Genomic DNA, 16,399 nt, shown 5'->3' with positions numbered 1-16,399 from the left:
TGGAACAGATTAACACCCAACTCAGATCTTGCTCCCAGAACAGCCAGACTAGTCCTGGGCATCTGGCAACTTTGCCGCAAGTGTCTGTTGCTCGTCTCTTTTGGGCTTAAGGTGAAGCCAGGCAACTCTTCCTGGAGCAAACTTGTTGCGTGCGCTCCGCGAAAAAAGAGGCGGATGGTGATCGCCGACAAGCACAATTTCGGTTTCCGCGAGACTTTCATCAAGCGCGATGGCCTTGACCAGATGTGAGACATTCACCCACTGCTCTGCCATCCGGCAAAGTTCGACATCTCCAAAAACACTGCCGCCATCGTCACAGGAAAATCTCGGCGGCACTTCACCGGGATTGACCGGCTTGTGGGAATTCAGCGTAAGCCAATAGGCGAACTTGCGGTCACCGTCAGCTTCCAACAGAAATTTCCCAACGGCTTCGGCAGCGTCTTCGTCGCAATATCCCTGGAAAGCGATCCCGCACAGGGGCAGGGTTCGGTCAGCGCCAAACCCAAGTTTGTTTTCCATGAAGAAGAGGTCCTGGAAGCCGATCTTCGGATACCAATCGAACCGTTCGAAGAAATTACCCGTAAAGGCATGAAACGCGGCCGTACGGTATCCCGCCTTGACGGCTTTCAGCGGCAGACACTCACCACTCTCCCGATCGCGAAAATCCCGGTAATCCGCCTTGAGATTGCAAAGCTCGCGAACCTCGCCGGAGGTCGTCGACCCGAAATACACCGCGTCGCCTTGTTCAACGACATAGTGCTCGGCAACATCGCGTTCCAACAGAGGCTGCCAGATCAGGTCTCGCAGTTCCTGCGAGGCAAACGCACCCAGGCCTTCCACCATCACCACAAGTACATTGCGCTTTTGTGCATCGTCCAGATGATCTTCCAGGCCGCTGTAGAGACTGGCCGCATCGCCGGTCGGCACATAGCTTTCCTCAACGCTCGTGGCTGCCAGCGCATATTCCTGAGGCAGGGAGTTCGCCCACCAGTCGATACCGGCGTATATCGCGAGCACCACGAAAAAAGGCGCCAGGTTCACTGTCTGGCGGTTCTGACGGGTGCGAACCACGACTTTGTACGTCAGGGCAAAGGACACCAGCAGAACAACGGCGGCCGCAAGGTAGACTGCCGAATTCATCAGGCTGAGATTGCCGGCGTAACGCAGGGAGTCGATCAGCATTGGCAACGGCATCTGGAAAAAGTTGGAAATCAGGACAAGAACGTCAACGGTCATCACCGCAAGAAGCAGAACAAAGAAGACAGACCGATGCAGGTAGAGACCCAGCAGGCAGATCAAGGACAACAGCAGAACGAAGAACGTCCGGAAAGGGCAGTAGAACAAGCTGAGAAAAATGAAGACGGCGTTCGGGATCAGGATAGACCCAAAGGCAAACATGAGCGTATCAGCCGACAGGAGATGCCGCTTCTCAAGAGCATTTTTCAGACTTTGAACAACTGACATGAATACGGGACCTGGATAATCTCCAGCCGGATCCTGTCCAAGAATGTTTAAATTAACGTTCCAACTGTCGGCTTCGCCGCCCCGGCGCTATCGCCGCTCGGTTCAAAACTTCACCCGTCCAGCTTCACCACGCCATCCTGGTCCGGGCAGGTTTCCAATGCTTCCATCGCGGTGCGGCCGTCGCCCAGTGGAGCGTCGGGCCAGATTTCGGCGAGCGGGATCAGAACGAAGGCCCGGTCGCCCATGCGCGGGTGCGGGATTTCGAGGTCGTTTTCGGCAACCTTTTGCAGACCGTAGATCAGAACGTCGATGTCCAGTGTTCTCGGTCCCCAGCGCACGTCGCGTACACGTCCGAGTTCGGTCTCGATTTCAAGACAGCGCTTCAACAGCGCCTGCGGGCTCATGGTGGTATCGATCACCACGCAGCAATTGCGGAAATCGTCCTGCGGCACCGGCCCCCAGGGCGGCGTCCGGTAATCGGAGGACCTGGACACCAGCATGACGCCGGGCGTTTCCTCCAGCCGGCGGATGGCCTCATCCAGATTGGCTTTCGGGTCTCCAAGGTTGGATCCGAGCCCGAGCGCACAGCGGGTCGGGGCGTCAGCCATCGCATTTTCGGCATTCATTCGACAGGGTTCCGTTCCAGGCGGGTTGCCTCGATCATACGCACGCAATCGGCATGTGGACTTACGTCATGCGCCCGCACAATCGCGGCCCCTTTCAGCATGGCCGTCATGTGAACGGCAACGGATCCGAACAGCCGGTCTTCCGTTTCCGCTTCCAGCACGGCTCCGATCATGCGCTTGCGCGACGCACCGGCCAACAGCGGCAGGCCGTGTTTCTTCAGCGTTTCGAAACGGTTCAGAACGATGAAATTCTGGTTGATGGTCTTGCCGAAGCCAAAGCCCGGATCAAGGATCTGCTTTTCCCTGGCGATCCCTGCCTTTTCCGCCAGTTCCATCGAGATTTCGAAGAACCGGTCGATGTCCGAAAGAATGTCCAGTCCGGCATCGGCGGCAAGACGGTTATGCATCATAACCACATGCACGCCGGCCTCGGCAACGACGTCAGCCATGGCCGGATCCTTTTGCAGACCCCACACATCATTGACGATGACCGCCCCTGCCGCGCAGGCACGGCGCGCGATCTCCGCCTTGTAGGTATCGATCGATACGGGCGTCCCCATGTCGATCACCTGATCGAGGATCGGATCGAGCCGCGACCATTCCAGGTCCAGCGGCACCGGTTCGGACCCCGGCCGCGTGCTTTCGCCGCCGACATCCAGAATATCGGCCCCTTCCAGAATCATTTCCTGTGCACGCCGCAAGGCGGCATCCGCATTGGCGTGGCGCCCGCCATCGGAAAAGGAATCCGGGGTCACGTTCAGGATCCCCATCACGTGGGGGCGTTGGTGTCCGGCGTCGAAACGCGGCGGCTCGTAGGCTGTCGGGGTCGGCATCATTGCGTCCTTTTGACGGTCAGGCACGTGTTTGGCCCGTCTGACACCGACGGTCAAGCGGCACCAATGCGACTTCGCCCTGCTTGACCCCGCTCCAAGGCTGTGGACGATCACGATTTGGAAGCAATTTGGAGGTTCAATCGTTCGGCGGCGGTTTTCCGGCAATCTGTACACGCCGTCATCAAAAATTCGGGAAACGGTCTTGGAACGGACATCCGTCTGTCACGGAGCTTCAGCACCTGATGTTTTTGCCAAGGGACTCGCCCCTGCGGTCCCCAGCCACGGAGCTTGAAAATGTCTTCAAACGTTTCTCGACGCAATTTTCTGAAATCATCGGTTGCTACCGGTCTGGTACTGGCCTCACCGCTAGCCATGCCGGGCCTGTCGCGTGCGGCCTCGCGCCCGCAGATCACGCACGGTCTTCAGTCCGGCGACGTTGATGCCAATTCCGGCATGATCTGGGCCCGCTCGGACCGTCCGGCGCAAATGCTGGTGGAAATCGACACCACCGGCACGTTCGAAACGCCGCGGCGCCTTGCCCCGATCAATGCGCTTCCCGACTCGGATTTTGCCGTCAAGCGACTGCTTGAGAACCTGCCGTCCGATCAGGATGTCTTCTATCGCGTCGCCTTTGCCGACCTGAACGACGTCAATGCCGTATCCGAGCCGATGACCGGCCGCTTCCGCACTGCCCCGGCGTCCCGCCGCAACATTCGTTTCGCCTGGTCGGGCGATACCGCCGGCCAGGGCTGGGGGATCGATACCGACCGCGGCGGCATGAAAACCTACGCCACCATGGCAAAACATCAGCCGGACTTCTTCATCCACTCCGGCGACACGATTTATGCCGATGGCCCGATGAAGGAAACCGTCGAGCTCAAGGACGGCACCGTCTGGAAGAACATCGTCACGGAAGAAAAATCCAAGGTTGCCGAAACGCTGGACGAATATCGCGGCCAGTGGAAATACAACCTCATGGACGAGAACCTCAAGGCGTTCAACGCGGAAGTCCCGACCTTCTTCCAGTGGGACGATCATGAAGTCGTCAACAACTGGTCGTCCTCCAAGGATCTCCTGTCCGACGATCGCTACAGCGAGAAGAACATCCACCTTCTGGCCGCTCGCGCCGGCCGGGCTTTCCACGAGCTGGCTCCCATCCGCTACACCCCGGCCGAGCCGGGCCGCGTCTACCGCAAGATCGCCTATGGTCCGCTGCTGGACGTATTTTTCCTGGACCTGCGCTCCTATCGCGGGCCGAACGGCGCCTCGATGGAAGACACCATGACACCGGCTTCGCGCATCCTCGGCGCCGAGCAGCTTGCCTGGCTGAAGCGTGAACTTCTGAATTCCAACGCCACCTGGAAGGTCATCGCCTGCGACATGCCTATCGGCCTGATCGTCTGGGACAACTGGAAAGACCAGGCTGGCGCCGAAGCGGTTGCCAACGGCGATCACGGCGCACCAAAGGGCCGAGAACTGGAATTCGCCGATCTGCTGCGCTTCATCAAGACGGCAGACATCGACAACATCGTCTGGCTGACCGCCGATGTGCACTACACCGCCGCGCATTACTACAATCCGGACAAGGCCCAGTTCCAGGACTTCAAACCGTTCTGGGAATTCGTCTCCGGCCCGATCCATGCCGGCACCTTCGGCCCGAACGATCTCGACATGACCTTCGGCCCGGAGCTTAAGTACATCAAGGCCCCGACCGCCGAACAGGGGGCCAACCTGCCCCCGTCCATGGGACTTCAGTTCTTCGGCCTGGTCGACATCGACGGCCAGAGCGAGCAGCTCACCGTCCGCCTGATGGACCGTGACGACGTCGAACTGCACACCGTCACGCTGGACCCAGTTCGCAAGGCCTGATCAGAGTTTCCAGAAAAAAGAGCGGGCCGGGAAACCGGCCCGTTTGTTTTTAAAAAAACCTACCTTCGTCATCCCGGACGCAGCGAAGCGGAGAGCCGAGGTGTTTCCGATGGAGACTTATCAGTCGGCGCTGTGCCTCCCCGGTCCCGGCTCGCGCTGCGCTTGGCCGGGCTGACGACGGAGAGGCGGATAATGTGCGCCTACTCCGCCGCCGCCGGCTGACGGATCTGGCTGCGCAGGATCAGGAACAGAATGATTCCGGCGATGGGCATACCCGGCAGAATGAAAGCGAGACCGAGGATCGGCTCTCCGAGTGCGGCGATCGCGAGGCTGGCGACAATGCCGCCGCCGAACTGCAGAAAGCCGAGCATGGAACTTGCCGAACCGGCGATATGCGGGAACGGTGCCATGGATTCGGTGAAGCTTGCCGGCAGAACCAGCGCCAGCGCGAAGGTGAACAGCGCCACCGGCCCCATGACCGTCAGGATCGTCGGTTCATGGGTGAGCGTGACATAGCACATCAGCGTTGACGCAACGACCCAGAGGCTAAGCCCGTAGGGCACCAGCTTGCGGGCTTCGAAGAAGCGAAGCAGACGCCCGGTCAGGATGGTTCCCGAAATGAAGGAACCCGACTGGATGATCATGGTCAGCCCGAAGGCGGACGGCGTGAGACCGACTTCATAGATCAGGATGAAAGGCAGGACGGTCGCCAGGGCATAAAGGTTGCCAAGCCCGAAACCGATGAGAAGACTTGGCGCCAGAAACCTCGGGTCCTTCAGCAAGGTGCCGTAGTTGATCGCAAGTTGCCGCGGATTGAGGTGATGCTTGCCGGGCTGCGGGTTGGTTTCAACCTGAAACACGAGCACCGCAACCATCAGCAACGCACCGTAGATCACCATGCACCAGAACACTTCCTGCCAGCCGAACAGTTCCAGCACGATCCCGCCGATGGTGGGCGAGATCGCCGGACCAAGGGCCAGCATCATCGCGATCGTATTCATGATCCTGGCAGAGGCCTGGCCGGTAAACTGGTCGCGGACGATGGCGCGCGACACCGCGATGCCGACCGCGGCCCCCACACCTTGAAGGGCTCGGGCAAAGACCATGAACTCGACAGTCGGCGCGAAGGTCGCCAGCACGCTTGAGACGAGATAGAGGACCAGGAAGGCGATCGTGACCGGCTTGCGCCCAAAGGCGTCCGTCAAAGGGCCGCAAACCAGCTGCGTGACGGCAAAACCGGCGAAATACGCCGTCAGGGTTAGCTTGACCGCTGAATCGGTGGTCCCGAAGGCTTCGACCAGGGCCGGCATGGCCGGGGTATAAAGCGCCATCGAAATGGGGCCGATAGCGACAAGCCCGGCCCCGAGAAGCGATGTACGTCTTGCGCTCATGATTGAGCTGTCGGCGGTCATTTCTGTTTCCCTTTGGAAACCTCCTGCAGCAGGCTGTCCTTCATGGTCTGCAGAAGCGATTCCAGTATCTGCCGTTGGTCGGCGGGAATGTCCTCAAGCGCCCTGGAGCGCACCTCTTGCAGGGCAGTCCCAATTTTCTCAAGCAATGGATCGGCCGACGGCGTCAGCTCGATTATCTTGGCCCGGCGGTCGTTCGGGTCCTGGCAGCGGCGGATCAATCCGGCCTTTTCGAGCGTGTCGAGGTACCCGACCAAGGTCATAGGCTCGACATACATCGCATCTGCCAGAACAGCCTGCCTTTGACCCGGAAGTCGCCAGACATAAAACAGCGTACGCGCTTCTCCGGCAGTCAGACCAGTGTCGACCTTGGATAACTCCGCCTCGAAGTTTCGCCGCAGCAACCGTGCCAGATCAACGACCAGCATGGTGACACCGACATTCGGAGTTGGAACTCCCATCGCCACCCCATTTTAGTAAGGTTACCTTACGAATACGGCGCTTCAGGAAGCACTGTCAATGCGTAGATGTGACATTGCGTTGCACAATTCCCTCGCGCCACGTATAAAGGCGCCAAATTCGGCGCGGATGCCGATCCATAGCATAATCAACTTCCAGACAAGCTGCGGGTCCCCAAGGGCCCGTTCTGTCTTTTGGAGCCACTCATGAACCTTCGTAATATTGCCATTATCGCGCACGTTGACCATGGCAAAACCACACTCATCGACGTTCTTCTGAAGCAATCCGGTGCCTTCCGCGACAACCAGCGCACCGAAGAACGGATGATGGACTCCAACGATATCGAGCGTGAGCGCGGCATCACCATTCTGGCCAAGGTCACTTCGCTGGTCTGGAAAGACACCCGCATCAACATCGTGGACACACCGGGCCACGCCGACTTCGGCGGGGAAGTCGAGCGTATCCTGCACATGGTCGACGGCGTGATCCTACTGGTGGACGCTGCTGAAGGCCCGATGCCGCAGACCAAGTTCGTGCTCGGCAAGGCCCTCAAGCTCGGCCTGAAGCCGATCGTCGCCATCAACAAGATCGACAAGCCGGAACAGCGTGCCGATGAAGTGCTGGACGAGGTCTTCGACCTGTTCGCAGCCCTCGACGCCAATGAAGACCAGCTCGACTTCCCGGTGCTCTACGGTTCGGCCAAGCAGGAATGGATGGCTCTGGAGCCGAACGGCCCGCAGGACAGCATGGACCCGCTCTTCGACATGGTCCTCGACAAGGTGTCACCGCCGGAAGCCCAGCCGGGCGATTTCCGCATCCTGGCAACCACCATCGAATCCGACCCGTTCCTGGGCCGCATCCTGACCGGCCGTATCGTGTCGGGCACCGCTTTGCCGAACATGCCGATCAAGGCGCTCTCCCGTGACGGCAGCGTGGTTGAAAACGGCCGTATCTCCAAGATCCTTGCTTTCCGTGGCCTGGAACGTCAGCCGATCGAAAAGGGTGAAGCGGGCGACATCGTCGCCATCGCGGGCCTGACCAAGGCAACCGTTGCCGACACGCTGTGCGCCCCGTCGGTCAATGAATCCCTGCAGGCTCAGCCGATCGATCCGCCGACGCTGTCCATGACCTTCCGCGTCAACGACAGCCCGCTGGCCGGCACCGAAGGCTCCAAGGTTCAGTCCCGCGTCATTCGCGACCGCCTGAAGAAGGAAGCAGAAGGCAACGTCGCCCTGAAGGTGGAAGACACCGACGAGCCGGACGCATTTGTCGTCTCCGGTCGCGGCGAACTTCTTCTGGCGATCCTGATCGAGAACATGCGCCGTGAAGGCTTCGAGCTTGGTGTTGGCCGCCCGCGCGTCGTCTATCAGTATGACGATGCCGGCAACCGCCTGGAGCCGATCGAGGAAGTCATCATCGACGTTGATGAAGAACATTCCGGCGTCGTGGTTCAGAAGCTGCAGGAACGCAAGGCCGACCTTCTGGAAATGAAGCCGTCCGGCGGTGGCCGCACCCGTCTGGTGTTCCACGCTCCGACCCGCGGCCTCATCGGTTACCAGTCCGAACTGCTGTCCGACACCCGCGGCACGGCGATCTTCAACCGTCTGTTCCATGGCTATGAGCCGCACCGGGGTCCGATCCAGGGCCGTCACACCGGCGTGCTGCTGTCCAACGGCACCGGTGAAGCAGTTGCCTATGCCCTGTTCAACCTGGAAGACCGCGGCCCGATGATGATCGATCCGGGCACCAAGGTTTATCCGGGCATGATCATCGGCGAACACACCCGCGGCAACGACCTGGAAGTGAACGTGCTGAAGGGCAAGCAGCTCACCAACATCCGCTCCGCCGGCAAGGACGACGCTGTCAAGCTGACCACGCCGAAGAAGCTGACGCTGGAAGCAGCGCTTTCCTACATCGCAGACGACGAGCTGGTGGAAGTCACACCGGACTCCATCCGCCTGCGCAAGGCCGTCCTCGACCCGCATGAGCGCAAGCGCGCGGAACGTGCGGCGAACAAGGAATCGGCATAAGCCCGATTAAACGAACCAGAAAAGCCCGGGCAATGTCCCGGGCTTTTTACTGAGGGCCAGTATCCATTGCACCTCGTCCTGAGGAACCGCGTCAGCGGCGTCTCGAAGGATGGGTACTTGCTCCGAAAACTGCCGCCCATTCTTCGAGACAGCGCTTCGCGCTTCCTCAGAATGAGGTTTTGGTTTCCCTTCTCCGGTTTTCAGGGCCCATCTGTTTCGCCGGCAGACCCAAAGGCTTGAGGCCGTCTTCAAACCTTTGCCGCAACCAATTGCCACGGCGCATGTCCGCCTTGGTTTAAATTGTCAGTCCGGTGACGGAAATTGAAACGCCATCCCACGCCTCCCGACCGGGAATTCCTTACAATTCCGCCTGAGAATTGAAGCGCCTGGCCTCAGGGCAACCGCGCACAAGGAAGGCTGAACCAATGAAACATTTCGCTCTCGCACTGGCGATGACCGCAAGCCTCGCCACATCCGCCACCGCCGCAAGCTTCGGCCCGCTGGTGGAAGCTGCCGAGCTGTCCGCGTCGCTGGACACCGTGGAGCCGGTGCTTCTGGACATCCGCAACGAGGGATATGAGAAAGGCCATGCAGACGGCGCGCTGTTTGCGCCCTATCGCATGTTCCGCGGACCGGCGGAAAACCCCGGTGGCCTTGTGGATGTTGAAAAGCTGGAAGCCGAACTGGAAGAACTCGGCCTGGAGCAGGATACGCCAATCGTGATCCTGTCCGAAGGCAAGACCGATACGGACTTCGGTTCCGCCGCGCGTGTCTACTGGACCTTGAAATCCACCGGCTTCACCGACCTGTCGATCCTGAACGGTGGCCTGGAGTCCTGGAAAGCCGCCGGCCTTCCGGTCAACGCAACGGCCGAATCCGCCTTTCCGAGCGAGCTGGAACTGACCTTTGACGACACCTGGCTGGCCACCACGGCAGACGTTTCCGCCGTCGCTGCAGGCGAGTCGAATGCGCTTCTGGTAGATGCTCGCCCGGCGGATTTCTTCAATGGCAAGAAAGCGCATGAAGCTGCCTCGCGTCCGGGAACCCTGCCGACCGCCATCAACCACACCTACACAGCGTTCTTCAAGGAAGGCTCGCCGGCCATGTCCACCGCCATCGATCTTGCGGCGCTGAAAGCATCGCTTGGTGTCGAAGACGGCAAGGATACGGTTTCCTTCTGCAACACCGGCCACTGGGCCGCAGCTCACTGGTTTGCGGTGTCCGAAGTCGCCGGAGTGGAAAACGCAAAGCTTTACGCGGGCTCCATGGTCGAATATTCCCAGTCCGGAAACGAGATGGCCAACACACCGGGTCTCGTACAGAACCTGATAAACCAGATACTGAACTGACGTGACCACAGCCGCAGACATTCATACCGCCGCTGCGACGCCAATCTGGCGCCGCGGCGGTCTTGTTTTGGCCGCCCTTGCAGCCGTTCTGGCCACCGCCCTTCTGGTTGGTGGCCGGTATGGCCTGTTGCTTGCTGTCGGCCTTGGCTTCGGCATCGTGCTGGAAGGCCTGCGCTTCGGTTTTGCCGGCCCCTGGCGTGCGATGATCCTGCGCCGGGACCCGGGTGGCCTTTGGGCGCAGCTTCTGTCGATCGCCCTTGTCTCACTGGTGGCCTTTCCCCTGCTTGCCGCAAACCAGGGCGAGCTGAGCGGCGCACAGGGCCCAATCGGCTTTGCCATGATCGCGGGAGCCTTCGTCTTCGGCGCTGCCATGCAGGTCGTGCTCGGATGCGGGTCCGGCACCCTGGTCAATGCCGGGTCCGGCAACGCGGTTTCCCTTGTCGCCCTGCCTTTCTTTGCCATCGGCAGCTTTGCCGGGGCCTATCACCTGATCTGGTGGACAGATCTTGGGGCATTGCCCGTTCTGACCCTGTCCGGCTGGCAAGGCTCAGCGATTACCCTCCTCGGACTTTCGGCAATCGCCGCAGTGCTCTGGAAACTGGCAGCTCCCGAAAACCGGCGCCTGCCTCGCCGGCTGATAGTTGCAGCTGTGCTGCTGGCCGCCCTTGCCATCCTGAACCTGATCGTGGCCGGCCAACCCTGGGGCGTTGTCTATGGCCTTGGCCTTTGGGCTGCAAAGGCGGCATCTGCAGCAGGGGCGGATCTTTCCGGATCCGCCTTCTGGAGTGCACCTGCCTCCGTCGAGCGCCTGACCCATAGCCTGCTGACGGATTACACATCCCTCACCAATATCGGCATCATCCTGGGTGCCTTTCTGGTCGCCAGCTGGCGCACCGGCGGCCTGTCGCAGAAAATCCAGTCGCTGTCGGCCCAGGCCTGGCTCGCCGCAATGGTCGCGGGCTTTCTGCTGGGCTATTCCTCACGCCTTGCCTTCGGCTGCAATGTCGGTGCGTTCTTTTCCGGCATCTCGACCGGCAGCCTGCACGGCTGGGTCTGGTTCGCGGCCGCCTTTGCCGGATCGATCTACGGCGTGAAACTGCGCCCGCTTCTAAAGCTGGAGGCAAGATCATGACCCGGTTGGTAACAGCCTTTATCGCCCTTGCCGGACTTGCGGCAATGATTGCGCTCGATGCATCTGCGACACCGCCCAATCCCTACAAGGCCCCGAAACTTCTGGCTCTGGGCTCCGGCACCGCCCCGAGCGGCGGCTTTTGCGGTGCGCTGCCCGACCCGGCCGGCAAATAGCCGAGCGATCCCTGCCAACCGGCAACCGCTCCCGGGTTGCCACGGGATGCCAAAGCCTCGACTTGCTTTCACAAGGTCATCGGCAAAACGTCTGACTTGCTTGTGTGCACCGCAGCGGGCTTAATCCTCTCCGACAAATCAGAACCGGGAGGCACAGGTGAGCAAGACCAATCGCGGCAATTTCTTCGAAGACTTCAAGGTGGGACAGGTCATCCGCCACGCAACGCCGCGCACCGTCACCAGCGGTGACCAGGCGCTTTACACCGCGCTTTACGGCTCTCGCTTTGCGGTTCAGTCGTCAGACGCTTTCGCAAAATCCCTGGGTTATTCCCACGCCCCGGTCGACGACCTGCTGACCTTTCATATCGTCTTCGGCAAGACAGTCCCGGACATCTCGCTGAATGCCGTCGCCAATCTGGGCTATGCGGGCGGCCGGTTCCTAGCACCGGTTTTCCCGGGTGATACCATTTCCACCGTCTCCGAGGTGATCGGCAAGAAGGAGAACTCCAACGGCAAGACCGGCGTCGTCTATGTGCGCTCGACCGGCTACACCGAAAACGGCACCGAGGTGCTGGATTATGTCCGCTGGGTGATGGTCAACAAGCGTGTTGCCGCCAATCCGGCGCCGGAACCGGTGGTGCCGGAACTTCCCTCAGCGCTCGACCCGCAGTCACTCGGCACCGCCGTGCCATTGCTCGACACCGCCAATTGGGACAATGACCTGGCCGGATCCGAGTACCGTTTCGACGATTACAAGATTGGCGAGAAGATCGACCATGTCGACGGAATGACGGTGGAGGAAGCCGAGCATCAGCTGGCAACCCGTCTTTACCAGAACACCGCCAAGGTGCATTTCAACCAGCACACGGAAGCTCACAACCGTTTCGGCCACCGCCTGGTCTATGGCGGCCACGTGATCTCCATTGCCCGTGCGCTGTCGTTCAACGGGCTGGCCAACGCGTTTCATATTGCCGGTATCAACGGCGGCCGCCACGTCGGCCCGCTGGCGGCAGGCGACACGGTTTATGCCTGGTCGGAAGTTCTGGACAAGGCGGACATCGACGGCCGCTCGGACGTCGGCGCGCTGCGTCTGCGGCTTGTCGCCACCAAGAACCGGACCTGCCATGACTTCCCCGGACAGGACCATGAGGACAACTACCTGCCCGAAGTGGTTCTCGATTTCGACTACTGGGCCCTGATGCCGAAATAGGCATGACACCCGGCCCGATCCTTTTGGATGACGGATCTCCTCTTCCTCGCTACCATGACGCAAGAGGAGGTCTGGCATGCTGACAACGCTTTCGGGCCGGGAAACAAATCTGATCTTCGCGATCATGCAGGACATGATCGCCATTCAGGACGCACGGCAACTCAGACTGCAGCTTGGCACCCGCTTGCTGGACCTTCTGGAGGCGGACTACTTTGCCTCCTACGTCTGGACAAGGACCGACGGCGACACGGACGGCGTGTTCCTGAACATGGACGAGAGCAATCTTGCCGCCTACCAACACCATTTCCAGCACTGCGATCCGATTACACCCAGATTCCGCATGTGCCGGCGCGCCACCCACCTCGACCAGGTCATTTCCCGGGAAAACTTCCTGCGCACCGAATTCTACAACGACTTTCTGGCACGGGACGGCCTGCATCAGGGCATGAACTTCCATGCCTATGCGGCGACCGGCCATCTGGGCGACCTGCGCATCTGGCGTGGTGCCGGCAAGGAAACCTTCCAGCAGCGCGATCTGGAAATACTGAACGCGATCGGCACGTCCTTCGGACATGCCCTTGCGAACATGCAGGCACAAGAACGCAAACAGCGCGATGCCGACCCCCGATTGCGCTTGACGGCCTGGGCGGGCCACCACGGGCTCACCAGCCGGGAACAGGACGTGCTTTGCCTGGTGAGTGAAGGCAAGCGCGACCGCGAGATTGCGGCCGATCTTGAAATCTCCGTCACGACCGTTCGCTCCCACCTCAAGGCGGTGTTTCAAAAATCGGGGGTGACCAGCCGGGCGGAACTACTCGCCAGCGTCAACACGCGACTTTCTCTCCAATAAACGAAGCGCCTCCTCATTTTCGAGGATGCGCCGGAAAAGGCACAGGCGTTTGCTGTTTCCCTCATGCACAAGAAGGGGAACAAACATGAAAGTGCATCTCACAGCAGGACTGACTGCGATCGCAGCCGTCTTTGCCGGTCCGGCTCTTGCCGCCGACGACATCACCACCATGAGTGCGGCGGAAACGGCGAGCGCCATAGCCGGGCAGACGCTGACAGCCACGGATCTCGTCAACGCCCTCATCGCCAGAACCGGCGATGACCCGGGTAATGTCTACATAACGTTCGACAGCGAAGGCGCGCTTGCAGCCGCTGCTGCCGCCGATGAAAGCGTGAAGGCAGGTGCCCCCCTCGGACCGCTGCACGGCGTGCCGATTGTCGTGAAGGACAACATTGCCTCCGCTGGCCTGCCAACCACCGGTGGGACGCCTGCCCTGAAAGGATGGGTCCCCGCAGAAGACGCGCCTGTCTTGAAGAAACTGCGCGATGCGGGCGCGATCCTGCTCGGCAAGACCAATCTTCACGAACTTGCTTTCGGCATCACCTCGAACAACGCCGCCTTCGGCGCGGTTGCCAACGCCTATGATCCGGACCGCTTTGCCGGCGGTTCGAGTGGCGGCACCGGCGCTGCGATCGGCGCCAGGCTGGCGCCCGCCGGCCTTGGAACCGATACAGGCGGCTCGGTGCGTATTCCCTCGGCACTCAACGGTGTTTCCGGTCTGCGCCCGACCACAGGCCGCTACCCGGCAGAAGGTATCGTGCCGATTTCCGCGACACGCGACACACCTGGTCCGATTGCAAGAACGGTTTCCGACCTGGTCCTCCTCGATGCGGTGATCACGGGTAGCACTGCGACACTCGACCCTGCAGACCTCGGCACCGTCCGTCTGGGTGTTCCAGGCGTGCTGACGGACAACCTCTCACCGGAAACGGATCGTCTCTTCAAGGAAGCCCTGGACAAGCTGCAGGCCGCCGGCGTGACCCTTGTTCCCGTCGATATCAGCACGGAGCTTGAACTTGCCGGAAAAGCCGGTTTCCCGATCGCCCTGTGGGAAGTGAAACGGGATCTTGCCGCCTTTCTGGAGACGCATGAAACCGGGCTCGGGCTGCAGGACATAGCCGATGAAGTCGCCAGCCCCGACGTCAAATTCGTCTTCGACAATCTGGTGCTGGGCAACCAGGCGATCCCGGATGCAGTTTACCGGGAGGCAATGGACGACATGCGGCCATTGATCCAGGCCGGATATGCTGAAGTCTTTGCAGCCAACAAGCTGGACGCGCTGGTTTTCCCGACGACCCCGCTGCCGGCACAGCCCATCACCGGATCCGATGAAACCGTGTCGCTGAACGGAGAAGACGTACCGACCTTCCCCACGTTCATCCACAACACCGATCCGGGTTCCGTCGCCGGAATTCCGGGCCTGTCCTTGCCCGCGGGGCTGACATCGGACGGCCTGCCTGTCGGCCTGGAGCTTGATGGCCCTGCCTATTCCGACCGGCACCTGCTGGCACTCGGCCTGGCTGTCGAAGCGGTTCTGCCACACCTGCCGGCGCCAGCGTCAAACTAGGCAGAAGGCCTTCACAGAAGCAGGGTGTTTCCTGTCTGGACTTTATCGGAAGTCCTGGCGCACACTCCCGCAAAACAGGAGTGTGCGCCATGAAAACCGTGTCCTTCACCCAGATGAAAGACGGCACCAAGGAAGACTACGATCTGCTGGCGGAAGCGGAGCGGCCCTATCACGCCCTTACACCGGAACGGATCCTGTCCGAGCTGAAGCGCCAGAACGAGGACACGCTGTCCGGCTACAAGATCACCCGCATGCAGCATGGCCTGCAGGCGGCCACAAGGGCGCGTCGGGAAGAAGCGGACATCGACTGGATCGTCGGCGCGCTTCTGCATGATATCGGCGACGGGCTGGCCCCGCAGAACCACGACCGATTCTCGGCCGAAGTCATCCGCCCTTCGTGCGGGACGAGGTTGCCTGGGTGGTGGAACATCACGGCATCTTCCAGATGCTCTATTACGGCCGTCACTATGGCTGGGACGAAAACGCCCGCGACCAGTTCAAGGATCACATGCACTTCCAGGCCTGCGCCGATTTCTGCGAGCGCTGGGACCAGTCCTCCTTCGATCCCGATTTTGAAATGGACACGCTGGAAAGCTTCGAACCTCTGGTGCGCGAGGTTTTCTCGCGAAAGGCCTACGACCCGGCCGTGCTGCAGGAAGGCATTTCAAGGGGATTGCCGCCGCTGCAGTAAAAGACAAGCACGTGATCGACGCGGTAGCTTTTGTCTTTCAAAACACCGATCGACACTCCATCGCAAACAACCCGTCCATCGCCCCCTGAACCTTTCAAGGGTTCAGGAGACTGCCACCTTGTTGCGACGAATGCCGCCGTTGCCGCGGATCGTAGCCGGAAGTTTCCTCGTAAAATCAGTTAGATCGAGAAAGACATGCGTCAGAGAATTATTGTTTGCCCTTTGATCGAAAACGAAGGCGCGTACCTTCTGTGCAAGATGCCAAGCGACCGGGGTGTCTTTCCCGGACAATGGGCACTTTCGGGTGGCGGTCTGGAACAGGGTGAGCGGATGACAGAAGGGCTGCTTCGAGAAATCTCGGAAGAACTGGGATCCGACCTGACGATTGAGGACGTCCAACCCTGGACGTTTCGCGACGATGTCCGGACAAAGACCTACCCGGACGGCACGTCCGAGCAGATTTACATGATTTATCTCATATTTGATTGCAAGGCGGCGAACCGCAACGTTTCCATCAACGAAGAGTTCGAGGACTTCGCATGGGTCCTTCCCGAAGATCTCGGCAAATATGATCTCAACGAAGCCACAAGAATGACGCTTGAAGCAAAGGGCTTGCTGCCGTCCTGACAGGTGTCGAGGATCCCGAGATCTGCCCACCTTCTCGACCAGAGCAAGCGCTCCCGCCAGGAATGCTCCGCTCAAATCCCGGCACGATAGGTTCCTTCTTCAACGACAGC

At 60.3% G+C, this 16,399-nt stretch carries 14 protein-coding genes and 1 pseudogene; 10 read left to right on the top strand and 5 right to left on the bottom strand.

Annotated elements, in window-relative coordinates; translation table 11 throughout:
• Positions 1 to 48: 48 nt before the first annotated feature.
• From B0E33_RS14115 to folP, 3 genes are all read right to left on the bottom strand, one after another.
• A complete protein-coding gene (locus tag B0E33_RS14115; protein WP_077291536.1) occupies positions 49 to 1,464 on the bottom strand; it encodes a sulfatase-like hydrolase/transferase in 1,416 nt (471 codons plus the stop codon).
• Positions 1,465 to 1,574: 110 nt separating this feature from the next.
• Positions 1,575 to 2,090, bottom strand: coding sequence for a 2-amino-4-hydroxy-6-hydroxymethyldihydropteridine diphosphokinase (gene folK / locus B0E33_RS14110; RefSeq protein ID WP_077291535.1), 516 nt, complete (start codon positions 2,088 to 2,090; stop codon positions 1,575 to 1,577).
• Positions 2,087 to 2,923: a dihydropteroate synthase gene (folP, locus tag B0E33_RS14105; protein ID WP_167579642.1), complete on the bottom strand. Its 837-nt coding sequence runs from the start codon at positions 2,921 to 2,923 to the stop codon at positions 2,087 to 2,089. Before folP ends, folK begins: the two co-directional genes overlap by 4 nt.
• Before the next feature lie 294 nt (positions 2,924 to 3,217).
• Here folP and B0E33_RS14100 point away from each other — a divergent pair, with 294 nt between their 5' ends.
• The gene (locus B0E33_RS14100) at positions 3,218 to 4,792 is read left to right on the top strand and encodes an alkaline phosphatase D family protein (protein WP_077291533.1); all 1,575 of its coding nucleotides are present in this window, start codon (positions 3,218 to 3,220) and stop codon (positions 4,790 to 4,792) included.
• A 200-nt stretch (positions 4,793 to 4,992) separates the two neighbouring features.
• On the opposite strand, the gene B0E33_RS14095 is transcribed toward B0E33_RS14100, so the two are convergent.
• The gene (locus tag B0E33_RS14095; RefSeq protein ID WP_023002824.1) at positions 4,993 to 6,204 is read right to left on the bottom strand and encodes a multidrug effflux MFS transporter; all 1,212 of its coding nucleotides are present in this window, start codon (positions 6,202 to 6,204) and stop codon (positions 4,993 to 4,995) included.
• A complete protein-coding gene (locus B0E33_RS14090; protein WP_023002823.1) occupies positions 6,201 to 6,662 on the bottom strand; it encodes a MarR family winged helix-turn-helix transcriptional regulator in 462 nt (153 codons plus the stop codon). The genes B0E33_RS14095 and B0E33_RS14090 overlap by 4 nt, the downstream gene beginning before the upstream one ends.
• A gap of 204 nt (positions 6,663 to 6,866) precedes the next feature.
• Between B0E33_RS14090 and typA the strand changes: the two genes are divergently transcribed.
• From typA to nudI, 9 genes and pseudogenes are all read left to right on the top strand, one after another.
• Positions 6,867 to 8,690, top strand: coding sequence for a translational GTPase TypA (typA, locus tag B0E33_RS14085; RefSeq protein WP_023002822.1), 1,824 nt, complete (start codon positions 6,867 to 6,869; stop codon positions 8,688 to 8,690).
• A 425-nt stretch (positions 8,691 to 9,115) separates the two neighbouring features.
• Positions 9,116 to 10,039, top strand: a complete 924-nt coding sequence (locus tag B0E33_RS14080; RefSeq protein WP_208997819.1) for a sulfurtransferase — start codon at positions 9,116 to 9,118, stop codon at positions 10,037 to 10,039.
• A gap of 1 nt (position 10,040) precedes the next feature.
• Positions 10,041 to 11,171 (top strand): YeeE/YedE family protein, encoded by a 1,131-nt coding sequence (locus tag B0E33_RS14075; protein ID WP_167579545.1) that lies wholly within the window; start codon positions 10,041 to 10,043, stop codon positions 11,169 to 11,171.
• Positions 11,168 to 11,344, top strand: coding sequence for a hypothetical protein (locus tag B0E33_RS31120; protein WP_167579544.1), 177 nt, complete (start codon positions 11,168 to 11,170; stop codon positions 11,342 to 11,344). Before B0E33_RS14075 ends, B0E33_RS31120 begins: the two co-directional genes overlap by 4 nt.
• 157 nt (positions 11,345 to 11,501) lie before the next feature.
• Positions 11,502 to 12,554: a MaoC family dehydratase gene (locus B0E33_RS14070; RefSeq protein WP_077291531.1), complete on the top strand. Its 1,053-nt coding sequence runs from the start codon at positions 11,502 to 11,504 to the stop codon at positions 12,552 to 12,554.
• A gap of 76 nt (positions 12,555 to 12,630) precedes the next feature.
• On the top strand, positions 12,631 to 13,404 hold the full coding sequence (locus B0E33_RS14065; protein WP_077291530.1) for a helix-turn-helix transcriptional regulator: 774 nt from the start codon (positions 12,631 to 12,633) through the stop codon (positions 13,402 to 13,404).
• An 85-nt stretch (positions 13,405 to 13,489) separates the two neighbouring features.
• Positions 13,490 to 14,971: an indoleacetamide hydrolase gene (iaaH, locus tag B0E33_RS14060; RefSeq protein ID WP_077291529.1), complete on the top strand. Its 1,482-nt coding sequence runs from the start codon at positions 13,490 to 13,492 to the stop codon at positions 14,969 to 14,971.
• Between the two features lie 89 nt (positions 14,972 to 15,060).
• A pseudogene (locus B0E33_RS14055) lies at positions 15,061 to 15,662 on the top strand (HD domain-containing protein).
• Positions 15,663 to 15,857: 195 nt separating this feature from the next.
• A complete protein-coding gene (gene nudI, locus B0E33_RS14050) occupies positions 15,858 to 16,289 on the top strand; it encodes a nucleoside triphosphatase NudI (protein ID WP_075284550.1) in 432 nt (143 codons plus the stop codon).
• Positions 16,290 to 16,399 lie beyond the last annotated feature (110 nt).

The sequence above is a fragment of the Roseibium algicola genome (assembly GCF_001999245.1).
Classification (GTDB): Bacteria; Pseudomonadota; Alphaproteobacteria; order Rhizobiales; family Stappiaceae; genus Roseibium; species Roseibium algicola.
The sequence above is the reverse complement of the archived record's forward strand: the minus strand, read 5'-3'. Positions and strand labels throughout refer to the sequence as shown.